Origin of the sequence: Shewanella sp. NIFS-20-20 (assembly GCF_019209865.1) — a bacterium.
In the GTDB taxonomy this organism is placed as follows: Bacteria; Pseudomonadota; Gammaproteobacteria; order Enterobacterales; family Shewanellaceae; genus Shewanella.
The window spans coordinates 123,358-148,452 of sequence record NZ_JAHUTT010000001.1 but is presented as its reverse complement, the minus strand read 5'-3'; the positions used below and the strand labels follow the sequence as shown (position 1 = coordinate 148,452).

The following is a 25,095-nucleotide window of genomic DNA, read 5'->3' as shown; positions in this document are numbered from 1 at the left end:
GCTTGGTTATATTGCTTCCAGTTGCTGATTTTGTACTTTGCCTTACCCATCATCGTCACCCATCTCAAAGTTCTAATGATCTGATCGTGGTTCTGATGATTAGTTCAATGATTTAGGAAACAACGCCGTCGAGATAGATAAAAAATAATTCTAAGTGCAAGTTAATAGCCTAGTTGTTTTTATTTTTAGGGTAAATGTAGACGTTCAACAAAAGAGAGTTGACTCACCTCGTCAGTTGTCGAGTACACCACCTTGACGAATAGGGGGGCGTTCGGCGCTATGACCTGACGAGCAAAACCGGAATAGGCGATTTGCGGCAAGACACTTGCCGCCAGATCTTCGCCCCATGCACTCATTTATCCGTGCAGGGCTAACCTTGCGATAATTTACTTTTGGCTCGCGCGATAATGATCAAAGTGCTCGATATAATCAGACATATTGGCTTCAAGCATTTCTTTGTAGCGCTCGATGTAGTAGTCCATCATCTCTTGCTTCTTCGATGCCATTTGCTCCTTAGTCTCGAAGCTGGTTGAGCCAAACCAAGCATTGTAACGAGCCAGGGCATACATAAATGACGCACTGACTTCACCGGTTTTAATCTCTGTATCTTGATTCTGCTGGTTGGCCAATTGGATCAATTCACTGGCACGGTTATAAAACGCTTTATCGAGTTCAGACATCATCAATTCCTATTCATATCCGTGAGATCGCCATGACCTCATTCATGCCCTTTACCCTACGCATTTTAAGGAATATAGACAGCAACCCGCTTCACATTATTGAACGCGCTCAAGTAAAAACAATGCGCTGAATCGCAAATTAACACAAAGATCAGTGGCTTCAGTACGGCAGCGTGATCCCATGGTCGCTAAGCGAACCGCCCGTCTTAACTCCTCGATGATGGCTCCGAGACTTAGGCTTCCTCCGTGGCTTTTTGGGTAACCGCTAGATTTAACGCTTTTTAATGCGATAAAACCATTGCGATCGATGGCAGTGCCGATATTTTTACTCATGATGGCTAACGCAGTATCGACCGAATTCGCCTCGCGATAGGGCCGTTTGGCGATAATCGTATCTTTTGCATCAACAATTTTGCCTAATACCACCACGATATGATCAAAATACTCTTCATCAAGCAACACTGTCGCTTGCGGTGGTGAGCGATAACAATAATTCAGCTAACGGGAGATTAGTGGGCTCAAAGGCAATATCTATCTGGGTGAGGCTCATGCTCCATCCTTGGTTCATACTGAAAGTAATCCAAGCTGCATCCCGCAAACTTGTCTTTATTATGATGTGACTAAATCCTAGGTTTTGCCGTCCCTAGCCATCGAAATACTCGCCGCAGTCATGGGTTGGTGCCAACGCCAGCCAGGACGGCTTAAATCATTTCGGCGATCCTACTAGCAGATAACTTCATTTAAGATAAACTTAATTAGTAGTGATAACAATTGATTAACTTGAGAGACGCTATGGATAAGCAAGTCAGCTCGCGCAGCACCAAAGATAAAGCCCTTCGACTCAACCTCGACGATAAAAAATACGGTACGATCGTTGAAATTGGTGCCGGCCAGGAGGTTGCCCGAAATTTTTTTGTTGCAGGCGCCGCCGCTGGCACCATAGCCAAAACCATGTCAGCCTATGATATGAAGTTCTCAGATGCCATTTATGGGGCGCAACCAGACGGCCGCTATGTGAGCAAGGCCAGAGTTCGCGCCATGATGGAGCAAGAGTTTGCGCTGGTTATCGAGCGGGTCGGTGACATCCGTTCTAAATCATCACGTTACTTTACCTACGCCGCCACCGTCGCAGCCAAAAGCTTTAATCGCAACAACGAATGTCATGCTTGGTGCGGGGTTCGGGTACAAATGTATCCTGGCGCTGAACCGTCCGATATTGTGGTGCATGTGCGTATGTTTGACGATAACGCCGAGGCGCAGCAACAAGCCTTAGGCATTCTTGGAGTCAATCTTATTTATGCCGCCTATTACTATTTTGAAGATCCCAAGCGCATTATAGATTCGTTAACCGATAACATGAAAGCCAACCGCATTGAAATTGACTCCATTGATTTTCGTGGCCCCTATTTTGATGACATTAATAATCAGGCTAAAAACATTCATCTTATTCGCAGCCATAAAACCCGCGCCGTCATGTTTAAAGCCGATGGCAGTGTGGCCGTACCGGCCGATATGCTCTATAAAAAAAATGTGCTGACCATTCGTGGCTCATTTAAACCTGTGACCAATCTGAATGTCGATATGATTGAACAAGGGCAAAAAGCCTTTGAATTACTAGATGATGTTAACACCGACAACACGGTTGTTATTGCCGAGATATCTTTAAACGATCGCCATGGTAAAGATGCCAATATTTCGGCTGAAGACATGATGGAGCGGGTAAAGTTGCTCAATTTATTGGGCTACAATGTGATGATTTCTGACTATACCCGCTATTTTTCGTTGCGCGCCTATTTTCGCCAATATACCAAGCTCCAAATTGGCATTGTGATTGGTATGGTCAACATTCAGCAGATTTTTGATGATAAATTTTATGAAGGACTCGAAGGCGGGATTTTAGAAGGCTTTGGTAAACTGTTTCCGGATCATACTCGCTTATTTGTTTATCCCGAGCTCAATGATCAAGGGCTGATGAACGATTTAACCCAAGTGTCGGTACCCAGCAACTTACGCTTCTTATATCAACACTTGCTAGATAACGGTTTCTTTACCGGCATTGAATCCAGTAATCCCGAACTATTTACCATTTACTCACGCGAAATCTTAAAGCAATTGTCTAAAGGCCGCGGAGACTGGCAGCACGCCTTGCCGCCGGTGGTGGCTGACGCCATCATAGAACACAAATTATTCGGCTTTCGTAGTTAGCTAAAAATCGGTCGCTGCCAGCATAAACAGCGACCACACTTAGCCCAAGCGCCTTATCAATACAACGAAGGCTCGCCTTCAGGGCGGGTCTTAAAGCGGCGATGCAGCCACATATATTGACTGGGCGCTGCCATAATCGCCTGCTCGACGAGACCATTGACAAAAGTCGCCGCGGCAACCTCATCCCCTTTGGGGTAGGCATCAATCAAGGGCTCATTAAAGGTCAGCACATAACGACCACTGTCGTGTTGGCGCACCATAGAAAATGACACAATCGCGCAATCAGTTTCCTCGACTAATATACTGGTACCCGTGGTGGTACATGCCTTGTCGACCGCAAACAAGGGAGCAAATGTCGAGCGCCGACGGCCATAATCATGATCCGGTGCATACCAGACCCGCGCACCTTGGCGCAAAGAATCCAGCATGCATTTAATATTCTTACGATCGATCAAGGTCCGATTCGACCGAGAACGGCCACGGTACTGAAAATAATCAAAACATGGATTATTATTAGGACGATACACGCCCATCCCCGACATCTGAATACCAAATGCCCGCGCGGCCAGCTCAAGATTGAGCGAATGTACCGCCAGTAACATCACCCCTTTACCTTCTGCGGCCAAGGCTTGCAAATGCCGAAGCCCAACGATATCGACATGACGTAATACCCGTTTATCCGACCAAAACCACGCCATGCCGGTTTCAAATAATGCCAAGCCGGTGTTATCGATATTGAGTTTAACTAAGGCCGCGCGCTCCTTATCACTCATATTGGGAAAGCATAAACTCAGATTACGTTCAATCGTGCGCTGACGTTTAGGCATCCAGCGGATGGCAAAACGGCCACACAACTGACCTAAACGAAACTGCCAGCTATAAGGTAACAGGCTCAAACTAAACATGATGCCAATGATTAACAGCGTGCCCCAGTAGCGAGGATGCAACAAGGACAGGGTGAATTGGGGTGCAGTATATTTACTCATAACGCCTAGTTCCAACAGCATAACGTGGCAATGACACGATAAATGGGGTGATAGCAACACAATGGAGCGGCATTCTATTCGCCTTCGCTAAAATAGAGAAGCGCTTATTTGCCACCGCGTCGGCAAACGGCCGCGAAGGTTGGTATGGTCATGATGACAGCAGTGACCGGCTCGTCGTCCTCGCCCGTCATAGCCAAGGCCCAAACCGAGAGAGTGAGCGAGAGACACTGTAATCTAGACGACAGGAGAGATCGTCAATGGCGGATTTTAAATCGTGATCACGTAAGGTGCCGGCCTGCTTCGCGGCAAAAATAACCCAGTTACTGCCCGACGTTAAGCAAGCATACACCTCAACAAAACTCGCCTGCAAACGCGCCAATAACTCGACATCGCGACTGTGTTCTTTCCAGCAATTCAGTACCAAGATGCCGTCCGCTTTTAATAAGTTGATGGCATGATCGATAAACTGCTGCGACAACTGCTGCTTATCGATACCGGCATCGGTATAAATATCGGCATAGATCACATCGCAGCGTTTATGATTCGCTTCAGCCAAAAACGCCATGGCATCCGCTTCAATAAGCTGCAACTTCTTGCTGGGTTGCACCCGAAAATAGCGTTTAGCCAGCTCAATGACTTGTGGTCTTAGTTCAACGGCAGTGAGCTTCATCGCCGGATCATAATGCTTAAGCGAATGCAATAAGGCGCCGCCACCTAGCCCCAGCACGATCGCGGACTTAGGCTTAATAAATAACAGACTCAATAACATGGCTTGAATATATGTATGTTGAGGAATATGCGGCGCGACTTTTAATTGCTTACTTTGCTCATCATTATCGCCAAAAGCCAACAGTCGATAGTCATTATCTTCAACCACACTGATGGGGCCGTATTGATCTTCCCCTTGCCACAGGCATTGGTACTCACTCATGAGTCTTGCTCGTTTGCTAAAAGGCCATTTTGCCACAGACCAGCCCCAAGCCAACACAGGTTTTTTAAGCTCCAAATGTTACCGCCTATCGAGGCGGTGATTAACATCCCACCACAGCCATCAGCACCAAGACAACTCGCCACCACAAAACACAACAGCCGCGCACCCTCAAAAACCTAAGCGCACACATGGCAACATCGGCTACACCGCGCTTACCTGAGGCTGGGAGTTATCTCACAGGAAAAAAAATGGGACTGGCTAAAATTCGCCCTCCAATTTTCTAACCATTGAGACTTCCAATGACATTAACAAAAAAACTGGCCATCGGCGCCTCGCTTCTGATTTGCACCCAACTGACCGGCTGCATGGGTTCAATGGGTCTGAGTGGTTTAGTGACTAAGGGCAACCTGAGCGTAGTCGATAACCGTTATGGCCGTGCTGGCTTATTCGTGTTATTAAGCCCTGTGTATGGATTTGCCGCAACGGGTGACTTATTTATCTTTAACACCATTGAGTTCTGGACTGGTACCAACCCAATTACCGGTAAATCACCTGCGTTAGTAGATATGCCTGTTGAAGCCATCTTTAAAGTGAACTCTCATTTAGATAAAGATTTAACTAAGGCCCCATTAACTGGTGTTAAATTAACCAAAGCCACTGTGACTCCAGTGAGTGACAACAAAATTGATATGCTGCTGACCTATGAAGACGGTAGTGAGCAAATCATGTCGGGCGAGAAGATAGGCGATAACGTTGACTTCTATCTGGATGGTGAGCACATTGCTACGGCCTCTGCCGCCGAGTTACAAGCCTATTACGCTAGCCGTCAGAGCTAAGCTGAACGGGCAACTAAGTTGCTTTTCATAAAAAATGGCTGCCATTGGCAGCCATTTTTTTTAACGATTAAAATAACTCGTGGCCACACTGATGGCCGGCCAGCACCTGCTTAATGTTAGTTAAGGTGGTGTTGGCAATCGAGTCTAACGCTTCTTCGGTTAAGAAAGCCTGATGGCCAGTAAACACCACATTGTGGCAGGCCGATAAGCGTCTAAAGACATCATCTTGGATGATTTCATTCGACTTATCTTCAAAAAATAAGTCCTTCTCATTTTCGTAAACATCCAAACCTAACGAGCCAATTTGCCCCAATTTAAGGGCTTCCATCGCATCCACGGCATTCAACAGCCCCCCGCGGCTCGTGTTGATGACCATCACCCCTGGCTTCATTTTTTCAAAACTGCTTTGGCACAATAAATGATGGTTTTCAGGGGTCAGCGGGCAATGCAAACTGATGATGTCACACACGGGGAATAGCTGATCTAAGCTGACGTATTCCACCCCGAGCGCTAACACGTCAGGATTGGGGTAGGGATCGAATGCCAATACCTTGCAGCCAAAGCCTTGGATCACCTTGATGGTGGCAAGCCCAATTTTACCTGTGCCAATAATCCCGACGGTTTTACCAAACATGTTAAAACCGACCAAGCCCTCAAGCGAGAAATTGGCATCGCGGGTGCGCTGATAAGCCTTGTGAATTTTGCGGTTGAGAGTCAAGATCAACGCCACGGTATGTTCAGCCACCGATTCGGGGGAATACGCCGGCACATTGACCACTTGCATTCCTAAGCGCTTGGCCGCGGCCAAATCGACATTATTAAAACCGGCACAGCGCATCGCAATAATTTTTGTCCCCTGCTCGGCCAACTGGGTTAGCACGTCCGCATTGAGCTCATCATTAACGAAGGCACAAATCACTTCAAATCCATGAGCTAGTGGTACGGTTTTAGTGCTTAATCGCAGATCAAAATATTCAATTTCGGCGCCAAACTGGGCGGCAATGGCATCAAAATGATGCATGTCATAATGTTTCGCACTAAAAAAACCAATTCGCATGCCCTACTCCTTAACGACTGATTGAGGTGGTAATCGCAGCTAAGTCTATACGAAATTGATGGTTACGATACCCTCTAGGATCAATATTCAGCAATTTTACAAAGCTAAAAAGTCAGCGGCAACAACATGCTAAATGACTAAAATTACACAACAAATGACTGTATTACCCCATATTTATTGACGAAGTGACGCTCTGAGGAGGCTATGATTCAAGCCAGCTGGCTCAGCCCAATTCACTCGCGCCAGATAGCAACACGGGCCCATCGGGCCCGTGTATCATCAACAACGCAATGACTTAGTGTTTCTCGGCATAAGCCGCAGCATCAGTACCGGCAATGCGACCAAAGGTCACAATATCAGAAATCGCATTACCGCCTAAACGGTTGGCACCATGGACGCCACCGGTGATTTCACCTGCAGCATATAATCCCTTAATGATTTGACCATTTTGACCTTGTACTTCACCCTTGGTATCGATCTTAACGCCGCCCATGGTGTGATGCACAGCAGGCTTGACCTCGATGGCATAGTAAGGACCATGGTTGAGCTCTCTTGGCATGTTAGGACGAGCAAAGGCGGCGTCTTTACCTGAGAGTACCGCTTTGTTATAGCTGGCAATACTCGCCTCTAAGTTCACCGGTGGCACCCCAATTTTATTGGCTAAGTCGGCCACGGTTTTACCCTCTTCCACAATGTGTAAATGAATATAACCTTCAATCTTGCTTAGCGACTTACGCACCGCATCATCAAAGACCAGATAAGCACTGGCACCTTTTTGCGCCAAAATTGCCGCAGAAGCCTTATCACGGGTGGTGATTTCGTTGACGAAGCGTTGACCTTCGCGGTTAATTAAAATGGCACCGTTACCGCGCACCGCTTCTGTCACCATCACGCCACCGACAGGAGAATAAGTTGGGTGGGCTTGAATATATTCGAGATCGCGAGTGGCAGCTCCCGCTTGCATTGCAACATCTAAACCATCACCCGTTGCACCAGGATGGTTAGTAGCCGCAAAGCCGGCTAATTTAGGATCGTATTGCGCTACACGCTCATTGTTGCGGGCGAAACCACCGGTCGCGAGTACCACGGCATCGGCTTTAATCACGTAGTAACCTGTGTGCTCACCTTTGACCAATACGCCGCTGACCTTACCGTCTGATTCTAAAATACGTACCACGCGGCTATTTAAACGAATGTCGGTGCCACGCTCGAGAGCTGCATCCCACAGGACCTGAGCCACCTCAGCGCCAACGCCGGCACCACCGGTTGGGCGATGCGAACGGTTAACACTCGCCCCTCCCATGCGGCCCACATCATTCATATCGGCGCCCATGGCCATCAACCAATCGATCGAATCTGACGACTCGTTGGCTAAGACTTTCACTAATTCGGGATCATTGAGATTACGCCCACCTTTCATGGTGTCTTCAATCATGATGGCTTTTTTATCGCTAATGCCAAGCTTGGCCTGTGGCTTAGTCTCAGCCGCGTTCATCCCCCCAGCGGCCAGCTTAGTGTTACCCCCAGCAATCGGTTCTTTTTCAAGGACGATGACCGCCGCCCCATGATTACGCGCAGCCACCGCCGCAGCTAAACCGGCGCCACCAGAGCCAATCACAACCACCTCGGTAGACTCGCTGGGGCCAGAGGCAATCGCTTTGTCTTGTGCCTTTTTATCGGCATCAACCGGCACGAACTCACGTTCCCACTTACCTTGATAAGGCATATCGTAATCAAAGCTATGGCAAGCATCACAGTAAGCAATGGATTTTTCATGACCTTTATGACATGCCGTACAAGCAATATCACCAATCAGGTGTGAACTATGGGGAGACACGATGTCTTTAGGATCATTTAAGGCGACTTCTTTGAGATCACCATGACAGCTAACACACTGACTATTTTCATGCTTAAGGTTGTCATCAGTTGGCCCGGTTTCCGCGGCATGGCATGTTTCGCAGCCGCCCATTTCGGTGTGAAAATCCGCCAAATAATCGGCTGCAGCCCACACATTGCCGGCCATCGCGCCCGATACCACCACGGCCAATGCCGTCTTACGCATGATACTCATCATCTTTCGCTCCCCATAAGGTAATAAACTGCATTTAGCGAATATATCGAAACAAATATTCCTATTTATTTGTTTAAGCAAGATATATCGCCACAAGCGCAAAGGTAACACTATCTAAAGAGGTAGATGTTTATGCGTATCACACATTATTTATTATTAATTTTAGGGTATTAAAAAACCAAGCCAGCTCACACACTGGCTGGCCGGTATTATTGCGAACGGCAGATGAGTCTGGCTGGCATTGACGGGTTCACATTTTCAGCCAAAATGGCGCCCATTTCCTTGCCTTCAGCCAAGCTTTCAACCCATGATAGCGGTGATATTTGCTCATTGTCCCCAGAGGCCCCCGTGACTGAGACCCATTTTTGGCTACAACGCCTTGCAAAAACCGGCCTGCGTGCCATTCACATTGTCGGCGTCTGCGGTGCCAGTGGCGGCATTTTGTTAGCCGTGCCCAAAGACACATGGCTGAGCTACTGGATCCTTGCCATGGTCACGGGCCTCTTACTGATGCTGTGGGAAGTGGTCCGCGACTGGCGTTGGCTTATCCAGCTTAAAGGCGTACTAACCCTGATAAAAGTGGGCTTGTTACTGCTATTTATTCCCTTTGCCAGCGCTAAGCCGGCTCTGATTATCGCCATTATCTTGCTGTCTGTCGTCGTCTCTCATGGCCCCTCGGGCCTGCGTCATTACTCCATCATTCATCGCCGCCGTATCGACAGTAAGAAAGAAATAAAAGGCTAGCGGCAGCGAGCCTTGGCCAATCATCACCCCTTTTCCAGCCCCACAAAAAAGCCCCCAACACTAAGTTGAGGGCTTTTGGGACTGTACTGACCTACCGTTAATTAATTTACTGAAGCAAACTCAGTTTTAGAAACGATACGTCACTTCAGCACGATAAGAAGCACCAATCGCAGCGCCTGGATAAGCGAAGCTATTGTAATAAGGCCAGCTGTCATGAGTCACATCGACTTGTGGACGCTCATTAAAGATGTTCTCACCGATTAACTGCAGTCTTAAGTTATCATTGAACTGATAACCCACGGTCATGTTCACCGTAAAGTATTGACGTAAGCGGTCAACTTTAATCACATCACCAGTTTCTGGATCATAGTTCTCTGAAGGCTGATTCCAAATTGGGATGCTACCCACACGATCACCACGGATAGCGGCTTGCCAGTCTTGATAATTCCAACTTACGGTCAAGTTGGTCTTAGAACGAGGCTCGCTATTGTCTTTATCATCACGTAGCTCTTGAACTTCAGCGTCAGCATTGGCTTGATACCGAGTGTTCAGAATGTGAGTCCAACCTAAATTGAAGCCCCAATCACCATATTCAGTATCGATGCTGTAGTTGATTTGAGCATCTAAACCACGCTGCTGATATAACGCTTTGTTTTCTGGCGTGACATTAATACTTTCAATATTGCCGGCACCGGGGTTACCTGCAGCAACACGCTGAATTTTAGCGGCATTAGCCACACATTCTGCACTGTCAGGTGACTTACCATTGAGGCTGTAGTTACAGTCATACTCTAAATCAAGCAGAGTTTGTGCACTTTCATCGCTGATCAAGTCTTCAAGCTTGATATCATAAAAGTCGAAGCTCATGTTGAGGTTTTCAGTCGGCTCAACAATCACACCAAGACCCCAGCTGGTGCCCTTCTCTTCTTTCAAGGTCAAGCTGCCTGAACGGCTACCTTGATAGTTGGTAGTATCACAGGCGCTTTCCGTTGGAAGAAAGCTTGGATCATCGCCATAATCATCACGGCGACAAGAAGTCCAGTCATAAGCATTAGAATAGAAGCCTGAGTTGCCAGCAAAGACATAATGCATATCAGGCGCGCGGAAGCTTTGACCCCAGTTACCACGGAACTTTAACTCATCAATCGGTTGATAAGTTAAGCTGACGGATGGCGATAAACGGCCACCGACGTCAGTGGTATCATCATCATATTTATCATAACGACCAGCCAAGCCGAGATCTAACCCTTCAAGAACAGGGACTAAGAATTCGACACCCACAGCGTAGCGACTACGGTCACCGCCACCTTCGGTACCAGTGAGTCCCTGCCAGCCCATACCATCTTGGTTTAAGGTACGTTCATCCTGGACTAAGCTATAACCTTGCTTGTTGTATTCAACTACGGCCGCAAAACCGACCATACCCGCAGGCAACTCAAATAAATCACCATTGATATCCGCAGAGAAAGTACGTGCGTATGAATCACCAGTAATGATTTGAGTACCAATTAACTGATCACGAACCTCAGGGGTAATGCTATCGTACAGACCGACTTTACCGGCACCGTTATACAGACCATAAGGATTATCAATTTCACCTAAGAACATCTCAGTGACTTTTTCTTCCTTCATCCAATCACGGCTACTCTTAAAGTCATAGCGACTTTCAGAGTAATAAGCCTGCCACTGGTAATCAGAGAACACACTGCCTTTTAAGCCGACGGTGAAGTTATAAACATCCTCGTTAAACTCAGTGGTACGCTGACCCATCTCATTAAAGTTAAAGATGCGCTGATTCAAGACATAATCGCGGGTACCGCCGGCAAAGTTGCCTGAGCCATCAGGGGTATTTAGTAATAAATACTCACTGTAGAAATGGCGTGAACCATACACGGCTGAATCAATAGTGGTATACATACCATCGGCAAATAATTGCAGATCGTCATTGATATCATAAGTACCAAATACATAACCTGTGGTATTTTTACGCTCGTTACGTATGGTTCTATCACCTGTGGTATCTACACCGCAATAATAGCCACGTGTGCCACGAGAAGCGTATTCATAACCTGAGCCTGAATCCGCACAAGCCTGCTCACCGGGATCACGATAAAGACCTGAGAACGCATCCAACTGTAAAATACCGCGGCTTAAATCTTCCGGGCCTGCTGGGTTATCTTCGACCGAATCCATAAAGTCACGATCACGTGAATAAATAGGGTCTTGCTTATAAAATTCTAACGTACCACCAATCGAGTAGTTAGCGCCTGTGGTACCAGAGGTAATAGAGAAGCGCTGTTGATCGCCACCACCATCTTTTGTGGTACCGAACATGGCACTGGCCGTAGTGCTATCGATATCTTTTTTCAGAATAATGTTAACAACACCCGCTACCGCGTCCGAACCATAAATAGCAGAAGCACCTGCGGTAACAATTTCAATGCGATCAATTGCCGCAAACGGGATACCGCTTAAGTTAACGAAGTTGCTTTGACCATTATATGGGGTTGGGTTTTCAGCAATACGACGACCATTAAGCAGCACCAAGGTGTAGCCAGGACCAAAACCGCGTAAGTCAATGACGTCAGCGTTAGGCGTAAAGCCGCCTTGCGCACCAAACTCATTGCCTTGAACAGTACCGGTGTTTTGCGACAATCCTTGCAGAGCATCGAAGGCTGTACTAAAACCTTCGTTTTTCATGTCTTCAGCAGTTAACACGACAATCGGTTGAGCGGTTTCCAAATCGGTACGGTTAATTCGGCTCCCCGTGACCTCGATGCGCTCGACTTTTTCTTCTTTGTTCTCTTCTTCTGCCGCAAAGGCAATCCCACCAAACGCTAAGCTTGATGACAAAATGCCTAAGTGAATTGCTTTCGCCATTCTTGTTACTTTGAACATACATCCTCCAGAATCTCGCTGACTTCCATGAAATCTCACAAGCAAGTTAACTGTCATTTATGATTGTTTTTAGAATGCATCCACGCATCCGTAACCAAGAAGTTAACTCATTGTTTAAATGATGTAAACAACGTATGATAATTGTGACTTGTTTTCTAAGGGATTAATGCTATGCGGAACACTTTACCAAAATGGCTATTGCCAATGATGTTATTGGGAGCAAATGTTAATGCTCAGGCAACCGCCAATACCGACGTCTCTGTCGATGATTTTGCTAAACACAGTATGTTTAATAACGTGATTATTTCTCCAACCGGAGAATACTTAGCGGCGACTTACCCTTATGAGGAACACAAACGCTTAGCGATTATTGATAACAAGACTCAAAAGATTATGTGTAATTTTGTCTTTAAGTCCGATGAGTCAGTGATGAATTTTTGGTGGGCAAACCCTGAGCGGGTATTGATGACTATCTCTAAACAATCCGGCCAATACGCCGCGCCATTTTGGACTGGAGAATTGTTTGCAGGTAATGCCGATTGTAGCGATCGCATTCAACTCTTTGGCTATCGTAATCAAGATAGCGCCGCCGCCAATATTGAAAGCCTGTTGTATGACGACCCTAACAATATATTAATTTCATCCAACCTAGAGAAAAAGCAATTCAGTAATCTCTATACCCTAGATGTCTATACGGGTAAGCGTAAATTAGTAGAAAAAGCTGACCATGAAAACGCCTCCATCATCTTAGATAACCAAGACGTGTGGCGCGCCGCTCAATCTTACAAAACCCAACGAGATGGTTTGTTGGCTGCCGAAGCGTCTGGTGAGATGGTCACCTACTTACGAGACGCGAAAGGCTCACCATGGAAAGCCTTATCTTTAGTCGATATGACCCGCCAAAGTGCCCAAGGCAGTAGCAGCATTATTGGTTTTAGCGCTGACAATCAATATATGTTTACCTCGGATAACACCGAAGCAAGCACTAACGGCATTTACCGGATTAAACTGGCCGATGGTAGTCGTGAATTAATGTATCGAAATGAGACTGTCGATGCCTTTCCATTTATTAACACTTATTATGGCAAGGATGGTAAGCGTATTCGTGAACCCATAGGTGCCACAGTGTATGACGGCATCCCCAAGGTGATATTCTTTGATGAAAACAGTGCATTTGCGAAAGACTATCGGGCGTTAGAGCAGGCGTTTCCCGGCAATATGATCCGCATTACCTCTCGCACAAAAGACAACAATCAATGGCTGATCTCCACCAGCTCAGACGTCAACCCGGGTAAGTTCTATCTGTTTGATAAAGAGAAAGGCAAAGTCTCCTTTTTATCCGCATCACGGCCTTGGATTGATGAAAGCAAGATGGCTAAGATGCAGCCCATTAGCTTTATCGCCCGTGACGGAGTGACAATGCATGGCTACCTGACACTCCCGCAAGGCTCTGATGGCAAGAATATTCCGCTGATCATTCATCCCCATGGCGGTCCTCATGGGCCAAGAGACTATTGGGGCTTTAACGATGAAGTGCAATTTTATGCCAACCAAGGCTATGGCGTATTACAAATTAACTTCCGCGGATCGGGAGGCTATGGCCGAGAGTTTGAAGACAGTGGTTACGGCCAGTGGGGCGGCGCCATGCAAGATGATCTAACCGATGGCACCTTATGGGCCATCGAACAAGGCTATGCAGATAAAGACAAAATTTGTATCTCCGGAGCGAGTTATGGCGGCTACGCTGCATTAATGGGGGTAGTCAAAGAACCTGATCTGTATCAATGCGCTATCGGTTATGTGGGCGTCTATGATTTACCCTTGATGTTTGATAAAGGCAACGTGGCAGAGCGTCTTGGCTGGGGTAAACGCTATATGGAGCAAGCGTTTGGTGGAACTGAGGCCGAAATGAAACGCCACTCTCCCGCCCATAATGCCGATAAAATCAAAGCCGGGGTGATGATAGTTCATGGTGGCCGCGATGAGCAGGCACATTATGAGAACGCCTATGTGATGCGTGACGCCCTCCAAAAAGTCGGCAAAGATCCTGTCTGGGTCTGGAAAGAAACCGAAGGTCACGGTTTCTACGATGAAGAAAATCGCAAAGATCTCTACATTCAAATGCAAAAATTTCTTGGCCAATATTTAAATTAACCATTAATAAACATATGGTTGGTAACACGTCAAAACCGCGACCCTAAGGTCGCGGTTTTTTTGGTTAGCAGCCCCAGACAATATCGCCTGCTAATGTAGCCGCCATACCAAAACAGCCACTCAGAAAAACTTAATCACTGCTATGCTAAACAAGTGCTGGTGTTTCATGCCAAAGGAAGGCAATTAATCTAGATCTCGACAGAGGATGTTATGAAATTAAGCTACTGGCTGATCGCGCTAATATTTGTAAGTGCTACCTCATCAGCAAAAGATACCTTTAACGTTTGTTGGAGTCATTATATTGGCTGGGAACCTTGGTATCACGCCGAAAAAAGTGGCATTTTAACGAAATGGGCCGAGCGATATCGTATCAAGATCAACCTCCAACGAATCGATGATTATCTCGATTCTGTCCAGCGTTTTAGTGCCGGTGAATTCGATGCCTGCACCATGACCCAAATCGATGCGTTAACCATCCCTGCCGCAAGCGGTATTGATACTACCGCAATCATTATTGGTGACTACAGCAATGGTAATGATGGTATTGCGACTCAAGCCGTCACTCAACTAAGTCAATTAAAAGGCCAAGACATTCGCTTGGTGTCCTATTCGGTATCCCACTATTTATTGGCCAGAGCCTTATCATCCGTTGGCTTAACTGAGGATGATGTCAATATAATCGATAGCGCAGAAGACAGCTTACTTGAGTATTGGCAGCAACATAATGATGCCACCATCGTTACCTGGACCCCCTTGTTGCAACAAGCGTTAAGCGTCAAGGGGCAACTCCTGTTTGATTCATCAAGTATGCACACTGAAATATTGGATTTGATGGTGGTCCACACCGATAGTGATGATCGCTTAAAGCACGCGCTGACCGGTGCTTGGTATGAAGTAATGGCTCAGCTTAAGCACAGAAATACTGATGTTTACAAAAACATAGCTCAAAGCGCCAACATCTCATTAGTCGAAGTGTATCGCTACTATGAAGGCACTAAAATGTTTTATTCTGCTGCCACTGCGGCCAGAGTAGCTAACAGTCGCGCCTTAAAAAAAACCATGAAACTCGTCAACCAATTTGGCTTGAAACACGGCTTACTCGATGCCAATGCGCCTATCGGCATTGCTTTTCCCCAAGGGCAGGTCGAGGGTGATGCCAGTAATATCAAGTTTCGCTTTGATAGCCGCTTTATGGAATGGTTCGCCGCCGAAGAAAATGCCGCGCCCGAGTAAAGCGATCACGATTGTCGCCATCGCACTGGCTCAAGGCCAATGAAAGCCACCAGATTGAGCAGCGTTTATTGACCCAGATGCCATCAAGCAGAGCGATAAGCGATTAAGTCGGTTTAACCGCTCGAATAATCGGGTTTTGCAGACTGATCAACGTTTCGGTCGACTGTATTTCATCAATAGATTGAATGCGATTGATCAACACATGCTGCAGGCCATCAATCGACTGACACATGACTTTGACAAAAATGCTGTAGTGCCCCGTGGTGTAATAGGCTTCAACCACTTCTTCCAAGGCATTAAGTTTGGCGATAGCCGCCGGATAATCACCCGCGCTCTTTAAATTAATCCCAATAAAACAACAGACATCGTAGCCCAGCGCTTTGGGATTCACTATGATTTGCGCCCCGGTAATAATGCCGGCTTGACGCATTTTCTCTACCCGAACATGAATGGTGCCGGCACTGACACCAAACCGCTTGGCTAATTCGGCAAAAGGGCTGCGAGCATCTTGCATCAAGGCTTCGAGGATCTGGTTATCAAGCTGGTCGCGCTGAAATGAGTGATCAATAGTATTCATAGGGATTTTTGATATTCTTCTAATACTTTTAGAGTGTTACTAAGGATTTAATAACACTATTATTGATCAGCTTCTGCTTCCATAAAAGGGGCCTCAGCCGCAAAAGTGAGGGATTCACCAGAATATGGGTGCTTAATTTGCAATTCTGCGGCATGCAGCAATAGCCTAGGTGCTAAACGTTTTGCCAAGGGATCGGCATAGAAATTATCCCCAAGAATAGGATGCCCCAACGCCATCATATGCACCCGCAACTGATGTGAGCGCCCAGTAATAGGGGTCAGCTTGACTAAGGTGGAGCGCTTGCCATAACTGATGACCTCATAATGGGTCAAACTCGGCTTACCCACCTGGTGATCCACTTTTTGTTTTGGACGATTTGGCCAATCACAAATCAGCGGTAAGTCGACACTGCCTTGAGCTTGCTGCACATGACCGGCGACTCGGGCATAGTAAATTTTATGGGTTTCGCGCTCGCGAAATTGGCGCTTAAGCTCTATCTCAGCGCTACGTCTTAACGCCAGGACTAAAATACCAGACGTGGCCATATCGAGACGGTGCACCACTTGCGCATTGGGGTATTCTGCCAGCACTCGGCTATAGACACTGTCTCTATGGGCAAGATCGCGCCCGGGCACTGACAGCAATCCCGAAGGCTTGTTGATGACTATGATGTCTTTGTCACAATGGACTTGTGCTAACCATGGTTGTGTTGGCGGACAATAGATAAAATCTGGCATAGATGGACTCTGGCTAATTAGGCGGCGCCAAGATACCCCCAGCCACCACGTCTCGCAAGTAAAAGCTGGAAATTATAGCCTAAGTCTCAAGTTACCAGCCTCGCCCTAACATTTGCATAATGGCAAAAATCCAAATCACAAAAGCCAAAGGTAAATGCACTAACGCATAAAATGCCTGATCTAACCGCTTTAAGCCTGGCGACAGCACGATTAAATAACCATGCCCCAGCACCGCAATCGCAAACGATGCGAACAATGGGTATAAAAACCAAGGGTAGTGTCCCGCCACGTCAGCGGGTGATAGCCATTGCCACAGGGGTGTCAGCAAAGCCCACACCACCATAAATAGACTGGTTAACGGCGGGATCGCCAGCCGATAGCTTTCGGGGTAGGGATTCATGAGGCTCTCAGTGCAATGGTGACTTACTAGCCGTCAGAGTGGATTAAGCTCAGCAAAAATGCAACACCATTAACATCTTAATTACTTTTTGTGTTAATTTTTATTCTCGCTAACATGTCTTGGCACCTACTATATAGTTAACAGAGGGTGTTGTATTTCTGCTGGAAAAGGAAAAACCATGAATAGATCGCTAGATCACTGGACACTCAGTGTGAGCTTGACGGCTTTGCTATTGGCTCCTGCCACCCAGCTCAATGCGCAACCGGCGCCACATCCCGCGGTCAACGCCCCTGAAATTTATCGTTTTTACCACCAGCCGCAAGCCCTATTGGCCAAACCCTCTTTGCCTGAGATAGCACAGCACAGTGCTGACACTGACGCCCCTCAGCGCGCCTACATTATTGAATTAACTGGCGCGCCGCTGGCAATGCAGTCAGGTTTTCAGCGAGCATCGCTGACGTCGCCTCAACGTCATAACGCAGCTAATATGGCGCAAGCACAGCAACACATTCTGCAGCAACAACACCAATTTATCGACACTGCGATCGCCAATAAGCAAGCCGTAGGCTACCGTTATCAGACCTTACTCAATGGCTTTAGTGCCCAACTTAGCGTAGCTGAAGCAGCCAAGTTGAAAAACCATCCAGAGGTCAAAGGGATCTATCCGGTTCGCTATTATCAACAACGCTTAGATGCCGCCAATCAACTGATGGGAACTAGTGCGCTATGGCAACAACTCGGCGGCCAAAGCCAAGCCGGCTCCGGCATCAAGATTGCCATCATTGATGGCGGCATTATCCCAGAACATCCAATGTTTGCTGGAGCAGGCTTTGATACTCCTGTTGGTGCCACTGATGACTATTGTGCCGCCAACCCCAATTTTTGTAATAACAAAATTAGCATCGCCCGCTGGTATCAACCGGATTTTGCCATTTGTGCCGATGAACATTTAAGCCCTAGAGATTACAACGGTCATGGCAGTCATGTGGCCGGCATTGCCGCAGGCAACAGCGTCAGTGCCGATCAAAGCGGACATACTATTCAATTATCAGGCGTTGCACCTGGTGCCAATCTACTGATCTACAAAGCACTATTTAGCGACAGCAGTTGCCAAGGCGGCGTGGGTTCAGACAGCATGTTATTGGCCGCATTAGAAGATGCCGTCAATGATGGCAGCGATGTGATAAATAACTCTTGGGGAGGCGGGCCAGGCGCGAGTCCTGATAACAGCCCTTATCAGAGCGTATTTCGCGCCGCAGAGGCCGCTGGCGTGCTCTTAGTGAGCGCCGCAGGCAACGATGGGGCCATGGGAGTGAGTTCTATTGGCTGCCCAGCGTGTATTGACGCCGGCTTAGCCGTGGCCAACACCAGTACCGGCAAAATTATCGCCAATTTGCTCACCGCCAATGATCAACAGATTGCGGCCGTGGCCGCAGATAGCGGGCAACCCCTGACTAATTCACTTAGCGCGCCATTAATTCATGCCGCGGTGCTGGATCCTAACAATCGCGATGCGTGCCAAGCTTTCGCCGCCGCCAGTCTCAATCAGGCGATGGTTTTAGTCGAACGCGGTACGTGTACGTTCGAACAAAAGGCGGCCAACGTCAGCCAAGCTGGCGGGCAGTTGTTATTAACCTATAACAATGTCAACGGCGCCCCATTTAGCATGTATATGCCGGCGGCTAATATCCCGGGATTTATGGTATCCGCAAGCGATGGCCAATGGCTGCTTAACCAACACAGTTCCGGCACTAACATCAGCATTGCCCTTGATGCCCAAACATTCATTCAGCCCGCACTCGCCGACGTAGTCAATGCCAGCAGCAGTCAGGGGCCCGTTCCAAATCTGGCGGCACTAAAGCCTGAAATCAGTGCGCCGGGCACCGATATATTATCCGCAAATGGCAGCAATGGGTTTATCCAGTTTTCAGGCACGAGTATGGCCAGCCCGCAAGTGGCAGGGGCTGGCGCCCTCTTAACGGCTTTGCATCCGCAATTAAGCGTTGCCGCCATCAAAAGCTTATTGGTCTCTAGTAGTCAATTTGATGGCTTGAGCACGGCGGACGGCAGCCCAGTAACGCCTTTTATCACGGGAGCTGGGCGGGCCGACCTTGGCCAAGCGGCCGCGGCCGAATTGAGCTTTGATAGCTTAGCTCTCGTCGACAACAATTGCGTGATCCACTGCGAGTTCACCCTTAATATTCACAATCATGGTCAACAAGCCCACGAACTTAGCGTCTCAACTCGCAGCGATGATTTACTGATCACCCCTGATCAAACCCTAATCAATATAGCCGCAAACAGTAGCGCGAGCTTAAGTGTCAGCGCCAGCCAAGCATCTTCCGCCGGCAGTGGCTGGCAATTTGGCCGGGTGCTATTCACGCCCACGTCAGGCCCGCGGCAACAGCTGCCATTATTGGCTCAATTTACCAATAACAGTCGCCCAGACATTCTCACATTTAGCAGCACGAAGAGCAGCATTGCCCCAGAGGCCAGCACCCAAATCGAGTGGCAAGTCACCAACCTACTGACCGCCAGTAGTGTCTCGTTAACGGCTGAGCTTAGTGATAATTTAGTGTTCGATACCGCCGCCACAGTCCAAGTGGAACAAGGCCAAACCAGAGAACTTAACGTGAGTGACCAGGTGCTTGCTTGGCAAGGACAATTACAAAGTGGCGGCTTAAACATCAGCCCTGCCGCGATCACTTTACCGAGGATCAGTGGCACAGTGGCGCCATTATCGTGCAGCGGCAATTGCGATGAAGTCAGCTTTACCCTCACCACGCCAAGCTTTTATTATCTCGGCACTGAATACCAAACCTTGTCTGTCTCTGATAATGGCATCGTTGCCCCTGGCAATCTCAACCTTGCCGGCAGTTTTACCAATCAAGCCATCCCAGCCAGCCAAACCCCTAACCGCGTCATTGCCCCCTTCTGGAGCGATTTAGATTTACAAGGACCCACAGAGCCGAGCGGCGGCAATATTTACAGTCGGCTGATGAGTCTCGATGGTAATGATTATATGGTGGTGGAATGGGACAATGCCGAACCTTACTTGGCCTCAGGTAATCAGGCCTATAGCTTTGCGGTGTGGATAGGGCTTGGTCAGCATCAGCAAATTTACTTTCATTATATTGCCGTTAACGATCCTCCTAGCGCGTTAACTATTGGCGCAGAAAATAATGATGGCTCTCAAGGCAGTCGCCAATACTATAACGGCGAAGGCACCTTACCCACTAACGGCGAAGTCTTTGGTTTAGCCACGACCTCCGCCGGCCAGTTGCAACTCAGCGTCAATGCGATAGCGGTAAATACTGCGCTGCCGGCGCCAGATAGCATTGCAGTCAATGAAGATACCTCGATCGAATTTAATGTGCTCAGCAATGATAATCGTCTCGAGCAAACACTCAGCACTGAGGTTGTTATCGGCGCAGAGAGTATTCGTGGCGTGCTCCCCATCAGCATAGCCCCCACCAGTGCTTACCAGAGCATTCGGGTTGATACCGCCCCCAGTCATGGCCAGTTGAGCCTCCTTGATGGCGGATTGGTGACTTATCAAGCGGACACTCACTATTTTGGTCAAGACAGCTTTAGTTATATTGCGACCAATGCGGCGCAGCAAGACAGTGCCCCAGTCACAGTCAGCTTAACCATCAATCCAGTCAATGATCTACCTATCATCAATCCGCAGCCATTAACTCAAACTGTGACTGGCGGATCTAACGTCACCATTGCCGCCAATGGCAGCGATGTTGATAACGACAGCCTCAGCTACCAATGGCAGCAATTATCAGGCCCGCAAGTGGCGACAACCATCGACGCCAGCGGCACCCTCAGCTTTGTGGCGCCAAGCAGCGGTGAATTACGCTTCAGTGTCAGTGCCTCGGATGGGCAATCGAGCTCAGCGCCCGTGACCGTCAGTGTCACCATCACCGCCGCGCCGACACCTCCGAGTGCAGTAGAAAGCAGCAGCGGTGGCGGAGCCATGGGCCTAAGTTTATGGTTAATGATCACCTTGATGCTTGCTAGAGCAGTGAATCTGGCTCGGCGACCAGTAAGGGCGGTGTCACACCATAAGTCCTAGCCATTAGGAGCGACTCAAGCCCCCCGATGTCTTAGGGCTAAGCTTTAGATTGAATGTCGGCCGCCCGCGCAGCGGTAAGCTCAAAAGTGTGGGTCATTAATTTATAAAGCTCAGTGCCTTGATACACAGATGCCGAGGCAAAATGCAAAATAGCAATAGCATCGTCAGGGCAGAGACATTCTGTCAGCGCTGCTGGGGAGCCAAATTTATCGACCTGCAATAGCCGGACCAGAGCCTCACCCGCGCCGATGATATCCCCCGGCTTGGCGAGATATTCCACCATCCCCGCTTGAGGCGCAAAGTATTGGCGATAATCGCGCAGCCAACAGCCATGACGCACCATGGGGGTGGGCGCAATCGCATTGGCAATCACACCGCGATAACTCAGATAGGCCAAGATCCCCTCGGCATCGACCTTGGCATCCGCCATATCGATCCGCTCTTGACTGCCAAGCTCCAAGGTAAAGGCATCGGCTCCAATATCTAGGGTTCGCCCTAATGCTGCGGCTTGCTGACGCAATTGCCACCAAGGGTAAAATACCGCTTCATCCATGGCACCACCGAAGGTATTGGGCATCAATAACACATGCTCAATCGCAAAGTAACAGGCCGCACTGGCCGCATAGGCTGGGCAGTATAAATGTTTCGCGGATTTAGGGCCGGTATGAAGATCCAGCACAATATCCGCCTGATGCGCCATTGACTGCAACAGCAAGGCTTGGCGCTTGCCAGTGGACAAGCCATAATCTTGATGCAAACGGGCCTCAATACTGGCCAACATTTGCTGACGAAAAGCGGCCGCTAATTGCTGATCATCCAGCGCCAGATGCGCAGGTAACCAATCTGGTGCGGGGGTTAAATTGGCATATTCCCGGTTCCAGTTAATGCCAGTGATAGGATCGAAACGCCCCAAGGTAAACTCGCCGCTTTTTTGATTGATGGCCAACGGATTGGCCAGCGGCACTAAGCAGATATCCCCAAGAATGGTGAGTTCAGCCAGACGCTCCATTAATTGGTAAATGACAGCATTGCCTTGCACTTCAGCGCCATGGACATTGGCCTGAATGTACACCGAGGGCGCCTGACTATCGCGCCCACTAAAGCGATAACAAGGAATGCTCAGCTCATGTCCTGTGGCTAACTGCCCTATTACCAGCGATTGTGATTGAGGCTGATTCATGCGCTTAGATCTTCGAACAAGCGACCATGCAATGCCGCCACCAAACTTGCCACCTCTTGCTCATTCACTAACACGCATAAATTGTGGGGGCTAGCGCCTTGGCAAATCATGCGAACATTCACCTGCTCAAGCACTTCAAACACCTGACGGCACACACCTGGGGTCGATGCGATGCGATTGCCAATGATCGCCACCAAGACTAAGTTTTGCTCCACCTGTACCCGGCAATGTTCCGCCAGCTCAGTTAAGAGTTGATCACTTAACAACCCTTCGCCACTGGAATCAGAGCCGGTTTTATCTAAGGTCAGGGCCACATTAACCTCGGAGGTTGTAATTAAATCAACACTGATTTTATGGCGCGCTAATGTCGCAAAGGTTTCGGCCAGAAAGCCGCGGGCGTGTAACATTTGCAGACTATGTAACGTGACTAAGGTTTGATCGCGGCGCACCGCGATGGCGCGGTACAAAGGCGGGTTATTGATGCGGTTACGGATCCAAGTGCCTCCGCGCTCCGGCTCGCGACTGGAGCCGACAAACACTTCAATGCCGCGGCGCACGGCAGGTAAAATCGTGGCAGGGTGCAACACCTTGGCCCCAAAAGTCGCCATTTCCGCCGCCTCATTAAAACTAATTTCGGCCAAGGGTTTCGCATTAGCCGCGAGGCGAGGATCGGTACTGTAAATACCCGCAACGTCGGTCCAAATTTCAACCGCAATCGCCCCTAAAGCCTCGGCTAATAATGCCGCCGAATAGTCACTGCCACCGCGACCTAAGGTGGTGGTCATTTGCTCACTATCGCGACCAATGAACCCCTGAGTCACCACCACCTGATCCTTTAAAAGCGGCGCTAAATGGAGCTGGGCCAAGTGCGCAATCATCTCGAGTTGAGGCTCGGCTCGGCCAAAGTAACTGTCGGTACGCATGACGGTTCTAACGTCAAAACTAATGGCATTTATCCCTTGTTGGCGAAGCGTCGCGGCAAATAATTGCGATGAGCATAACTCGCCACAAGCCAACAGCTCATCCTTAAGCGCCTTGCTTCTATCCTCGGCTAACCGCTCGCTTAATACCGCCATCCGGCTGAGTAAACCATCGATAATTGCGGCCACATCGGCGGGGCGACCTAAGGCATCCAACATTCGATATTGGATAGTGGCGATATCCTTTAGCAGCTGATAACGCAGCTCCGCTGAGATCACCGAGGTCAGTTCAACCAACAGATTAGTCACGCCGCCAGCGGCGCTAACGACCACTAAACGCCGCCGGGTGTCGGCACCGATAATGGCCGCGCTGAGCGCTAACGCCTCGCTGTTGGCCACTGAGGTGCCACCAAATTTAGCAACAACTAATGAATCACTTAACATGACACGCCCTCCCATAGAGTGACGCGCTGGCACAAGACATGAAAATATAAAGACATAAACCACTCCGAACTTAAACATCGTTCGAAGAGCCTGGGGCGAAATGAGATCAACCACCTACCATCAAGGCAGAAGAAGATAATTGCCACCAGAAGCTCTCCACCTAAACACAGGTGACAATCAGTAGGATTCAGCCCACTCGACCGCAATCATGACCCACATCAGTCATCATCACTCGGCGTTAATCCCCCTCGACGAGTATTAGCAGGGTATGTGCCCTTACGCTCGCTTACCTGGTTAACGCACCTCTTCTGAGTATTCATTGTCAAGCCAATGAACAGGTGAAAATTAACAAGCAATCAGCAACTTGGTCAACAAAAAAACATCAATAGCCAAAAATATTTCAAGTTAAGCCAAATGACGCTGCAATTAGTGCCAGCCAAGACCGCTGCGGCGTTAAAGATAAAACCAGTCATCTAGGTCACGGGGCAATTCACTGACGACAGTGGCCCTAGCACTAAACAAGCCCAAATCGACTTGGGGTCTGCGAGCGTCACAACTCACTAAACCTAAGCGGTCTGATTGCACATAATAAATGGCTAGCTGCCGCCAACGGGCTGCCAGTGCGATCGCCTCTGCCAGAGGCTGCATCACCGCCCAGCCAGGCTCACGATGTTTACCATCGGGACTGGCACCGATAATTCGCCGATAAGGCACCTGTAATTGTTGAATGTCATGTTGCATTTGTCGATCAAATAAGCGGTTTTGGCCAACATTATGGCTAACGCCAAGCGGATTAGCGGCAGTGACAATCGCAAAGTTGGTGTTCGCGCTCAGCGCTTGCGTTAACAAAAAAATGCTATTTTGATAGGCGTGCCAAAGCTCAAGTGTGATCTGTGTCATATGGACAACCCAGTTGCATGAACAAAAATCCATCCACAGTTTAGCTAGCTTTGCGGTC

General features: G+C 48.4%; 20 protein-coding genes and 1 riboswitch. Of the genes, 6 read left to right on the top strand and 14 right to left on the bottom strand.

Annotated elements, in window-relative coordinates; translation table 11 throughout:
• Window positions 1-185: 185 nt before the first annotated feature.
• The 3 genes from KU855_RS00580 to KU855_RS00570 all read right to left on the bottom strand — a co-directional run bounded on the left by KU855_RS00580 (window position 186) and on the right by KU855_RS00570 (window position 1,142).
• Window positions 186-356, bottom strand: a complete 171-nt coding sequence (locus tag KU855_RS00580; protein WP_218528391.1) for a hypothetical protein — start codon at window positions 354-356, stop codon at window positions 186-188.
• A 30-nt stretch (window positions 357-386) separates the two neighbouring features.
• Window positions 387-680, bottom strand: coding sequence for a DUF3144 domain-containing protein (locus KU855_RS00575; RefSeq protein WP_218528405.1), 294 nt, complete (start codon window positions 678-680; stop codon window positions 387-389).
• A gap of 96 nt (window positions 681-776) precedes the next feature.
• Window positions 777-1,142, bottom strand: a complete 366-nt coding sequence (locus tag KU855_RS00570) for a hypothetical protein (RefSeq protein ID WP_218528390.1) — start codon at window positions 1,140-1,142, stop codon at window positions 777-779.
• A 330-nt stretch (window positions 1,143-1,472) separates the two neighbouring features.
• Between KU855_RS00570 and KU855_RS00565 the strand changes: the two genes are divergently transcribed.
• Complete coding sequence (locus KU855_RS00565; RefSeq protein WP_218528389.1) at window positions 1,473-2,885, top strand: TonB-dependent receptor; 1,413 nt, start codon at window positions 1,473-1,475, stop codon at window positions 2,883-2,885.
• A 56-nt stretch (window positions 2,886-2,941) separates the two neighbouring features.
• On the opposite strand, the gene lpxL is transcribed toward KU855_RS00565, so the two are convergent.
• Both lpxL and KU855_RS00555 read right to left on the bottom strand, forming a co-directional pair.
• A complete protein-coding gene (gene lpxL / locus KU855_RS00560) occupies window positions 2,942-3,871 on the bottom strand; it encodes an LpxL/LpxP family Kdo(2)-lipid IV(A) lauroyl/palmitoleoyl acyltransferase (RefSeq protein WP_218528388.1) in 930 nt (309 codons plus the stop codon).
• 187 nt (window positions 3,872-4,058) lie between these two features.
• Window positions 4,059-4,802, bottom strand: coding sequence for a spermidine synthase (locus tag KU855_RS00555; protein WP_218528387.1), 744 nt, complete (start codon window positions 4,800-4,802; stop codon window positions 4,059-4,061).
• A gap of 299 nt (window positions 4,803-5,101) precedes the next feature.
• On the opposite strand from KU855_RS00555, the gene KU855_RS00550 reads away from it, so the two are divergent.
• Window positions 5,102-5,638 carry a DUF3332 domain-containing protein gene (locus tag KU855_RS00550; protein ID WP_218528386.1) on the top strand — a complete coding sequence of 179 codons (537 nt, stop codon included), beginning with the start codon at window positions 5,102-5,104 and terminating at the stop codon, window positions 5,636-5,638.
• A gap of 67 nt (window positions 5,639-5,705) precedes the next feature.
• Here the strand turns inward: KU855_RS00550 and KU855_RS00545 are convergent, their stop codons facing one another.
• On the bottom strand, window positions 5,706-6,695 hold the full coding sequence (locus tag KU855_RS00545) for a 2-hydroxyacid dehydrogenase (RefSeq protein ID WP_218528385.1): 990 nt from the start codon (window positions 6,693-6,695) through the stop codon (window positions 5,706-5,708).
• A gap of 295 nt (window positions 6,696-6,990) precedes the next feature.
• Window positions 6,991-8,769: a flavocytochrome c gene (locus tag KU855_RS00540; protein WP_256260808.1), complete on the bottom strand. Its 1,779-nt coding sequence runs from the start codon at window positions 8,767-8,769 to the stop codon at window positions 6,991-6,993.
• Between the two features lie 264 nt (window positions 8,770-9,033).
• Here KU855_RS00540 and KU855_RS00535 point away from each other — a divergent pair, with 264 nt between their 5' ends.
• Window positions 9,034-9,510, top strand: a complete 477-nt coding sequence (locus KU855_RS00535; RefSeq protein ID WP_256260807.1) for a hypothetical protein — start codon at window positions 9,034-9,036, stop codon at window positions 9,508-9,510.
• 126 nt (window positions 9,511-9,636) lie between these two features.
• Here KU855_RS00535 and KU855_RS00530 read toward each other — a convergent pair whose 3' ends face one another.
• Window positions 9,637-12,408: a TonB-dependent receptor domain-containing protein gene (locus KU855_RS00530; RefSeq protein ID WP_218528384.1), complete on the bottom strand. Its 2,772-nt coding sequence runs from the start codon at window positions 12,406-12,408 to the stop codon at window positions 9,637-9,639.
• Window positions 12,409-12,579: 171 nt separating this feature from the next.
• On the opposite strand from KU855_RS00530, the gene KU855_RS00525 reads away from it, so the two are divergent.
• Together KU855_RS00525 and KU855_RS00520 are read left to right on the top strand one after the other, a co-directional pair.
• On the top strand, window positions 12,580-14,562 hold the full coding sequence (locus KU855_RS00525; RefSeq protein WP_218528383.1) for a S9 family peptidase: 1,983 nt from the start codon (window positions 12,580-12,582) through the stop codon (window positions 14,560-14,562).
• A 210-nt stretch (window positions 14,563-14,772) separates the two neighbouring features.
• Window positions 14,773-15,795 carry a putative urea ABC transporter substrate-binding protein gene (locus KU855_RS00520; RefSeq protein WP_218528382.1) on the top strand — a complete coding sequence of 341 codons (1,023 nt, stop codon included), beginning with the start codon at window positions 14,773-14,775 and terminating at the stop codon, window positions 15,793-15,795.
• 103 nt (window positions 15,796-15,898) lie between these two features.
• On the opposite strand, the gene asnC is transcribed toward KU855_RS00520, so the two are convergent.
• From asnC to KU855_RS00505, 3 genes are all read right to left on the bottom strand, one after another.
• On the bottom strand, window positions 15,899-16,363 hold the full coding sequence (gene asnC, locus KU855_RS00515) for a transcriptional regulator AsnC (protein WP_371316296.1): 465 nt from the start codon (window positions 16,361-16,363) through the stop codon (window positions 15,899-15,901).
• Window positions 16,364-16,431: 68 nt separating this feature from the next.
• Window positions 16,432-17,109, bottom strand: coding sequence for a bifunctional tRNA pseudouridine(32) synthase/23S rRNA pseudouridine(746) synthase RluA (rluA, locus tag KU855_RS00510; protein ID WP_218528380.1), 678 nt, complete (start codon window positions 17,107-17,109; stop codon window positions 16,432-16,434).
• A 91-nt stretch (window positions 17,110-17,200) separates the two neighbouring features.
• Window positions 17,201-17,509, bottom strand: coding sequence for a hypothetical protein (locus tag KU855_RS00505; RefSeq protein WP_218528379.1), 309 nt, complete (start codon window positions 17,507-17,509; stop codon window positions 17,201-17,203).
• Window positions 17,510-17,687: 178 nt separating this feature from the next.
• Here KU855_RS00505 and KU855_RS00500 point away from each other — a divergent pair, with 178 nt between their 5' ends.
• Window positions 17,688-21,593 (top strand): S8 family serine peptidase, encoded by a 3,906-nt coding sequence (locus KU855_RS00500; protein WP_218528378.1) that lies wholly within the window; start codon window positions 17,688-17,690, stop codon window positions 21,591-21,593.
• A gap of 37 nt (window positions 21,594-21,630) precedes the next feature.
• Here KU855_RS00500 and KU855_RS00495 read toward each other — a convergent pair whose 3' ends face one another.
• The 3 genes from KU855_RS00495 to KU855_RS00485 form a co-directional block, all read right to left on the bottom strand.
• Window positions 21,631-22,773 carry a succinylglutamate desuccinylase/aspartoacylase family protein gene (locus tag KU855_RS00495; RefSeq protein WP_218528377.1) on the bottom strand — a complete coding sequence of 381 codons (1,143 nt, stop codon included), beginning with the start codon at window positions 22,771-22,773 and terminating at the stop codon, window positions 21,631-21,633.
• Window positions 22,770-24,137, bottom strand: a complete 1,368-nt coding sequence (lysC, locus tag KU855_RS00490; RefSeq protein WP_218528376.1) for a lysine-sensitive aspartokinase 3 — start codon at window positions 24,135-24,137, stop codon at window positions 22,770-22,772. Before lysC ends, KU855_RS00495 begins: the two co-directional genes overlap by 4 nt.
• 141 nt (window positions 24,138-24,278) lie before the next feature.
• Window positions 24,279-24,453, bottom strand: a riboswitch (Lysine riboswitch).
• 137 nt (window positions 24,454-24,590) lie between these two features.
• Entirely contained in the window at window positions 24,591-25,037 is a 447-nt protein-coding gene (locus tag KU855_RS00485) for a DUF3293 domain-containing protein (protein WP_218528375.1), read from the bottom strand.
• Between the last annotated feature and the right edge of the window lie 58 nt (window positions 25,038-25,095).

Excerpts from the sequence above, each read along its gene's own strand:
- KU855_RS00580 (WP_218528391.1), bottom strand. The coding sequence starts at position 356 with ATGAGTGCATGGGGCGAAGATCTGGCGGCAAGTGTCTTGCCGCAAATC.
- KU855_RS00575 (WP_218528405.1), bottom strand. The coding sequence starts at position 680 with ATGTCTGAACTCGATAAAGCGTTTTATAACCGTGCCAGTGAATTGATC.
- KU855_RS00565 (WP_218528389.1), top strand. The coding sequence starts at position 1,473 with ATGGATAAGCAAGTCAGCTCGCGCAGCACCAAAGATAAAGCCCTTCGA.
- lpxL (WP_218528388.1), bottom strand. The coding sequence starts at position 3,871 with ATGAGTAAATATACTGCACCCCAATTCACCCTGTCCTTGTTGCATCCT.
- KU855_RS00555 (WP_218528387.1), bottom strand. The coding sequence starts at position 4,802 with ATGAGTGAGTACCAATGCCTGTGGCAAGGGGAAGATCAATACGGCCCC.
- KU855_RS00550 (WP_218528386.1), top strand. The coding sequence starts at position 5,102 with ATGACATTAACAAAAAAACTGGCCATCGGCGCCTCGCTTCTGATTTGC.
- KU855_RS00545 (WP_218528385.1), bottom strand. The coding sequence starts at position 6,695 with ATGCGAATTGGTTTTTTTAGTGCGAAACATTATGACATGCATCATTTT.
- KU855_RS00540 (WP_256260808.1), bottom strand. The coding sequence starts at position 8,769 with ATGATGAGTATCATGCGTAAGACGGCATTGGCCGTGGTGGTATCGGGC.
- KU855_RS00535 (WP_256260807.1), top strand. The coding sequence starts at position 9,034 with ATGGCGCCCATTTCCTTGCCTTCAGCCAAGCTTTCAACCCATGATAGC.
- KU855_RS00530 (WP_218528384.1), bottom strand. The coding sequence starts at position 12,408 with ATGTTCAAAGTAACAAGAATGGCGAAAGCAATTCACTTAGGCATTTTG.
- KU855_RS00525 (WP_218528383.1), top strand. The coding sequence starts at position 12,580 with ATGCGGAACACTTTACCAAAATGGCTATTGCCAATGATGTTATTGGGA.
- KU855_RS00520 (WP_218528382.1), top strand. The coding sequence starts at position 14,773 with ATGAAATTAAGCTACTGGCTGATCGCGCTAATATTTGTAAGTGCTACC.
- rluA (WP_218528380.1), bottom strand. The coding sequence starts at position 17,109 with ATGCCAGATTTTATCTATTGTCCGCCAACACAACCATGGTTAGCACAA.
- KU855_RS00505 (WP_218528379.1), bottom strand. The coding sequence starts at position 17,509 with ATGAATCCCTACCCCGAAAGCTATCGGCTGGCGATCCCGCCGTTAACC.
- KU855_RS00500 (WP_218528378.1), top strand. The coding sequence starts at position 17,688 with ATGAATAGATCGCTAGATCACTGGACACTCAGTGTGAGCTTGACGGCT.
- KU855_RS00495 (WP_218528377.1), bottom strand. The coding sequence starts at position 22,773 with ATGAATCAGCCTCAATCACAATCGCTGGTAATAGGGCAGTTAGCCACA.
- lysC (WP_218528376.1), bottom strand. The coding sequence starts at position 24,137 with ATGTTAAGTGATTCATTAGTTGTTGCTAAATTTGGTGGCACCTCAGTG.
- KU855_RS00485 (WP_218528375.1), bottom strand. The coding sequence starts at position 25,037 with ATGACACAGATCACACTTGAGCTTTGGCACGCCTATCAAAATAGCATT.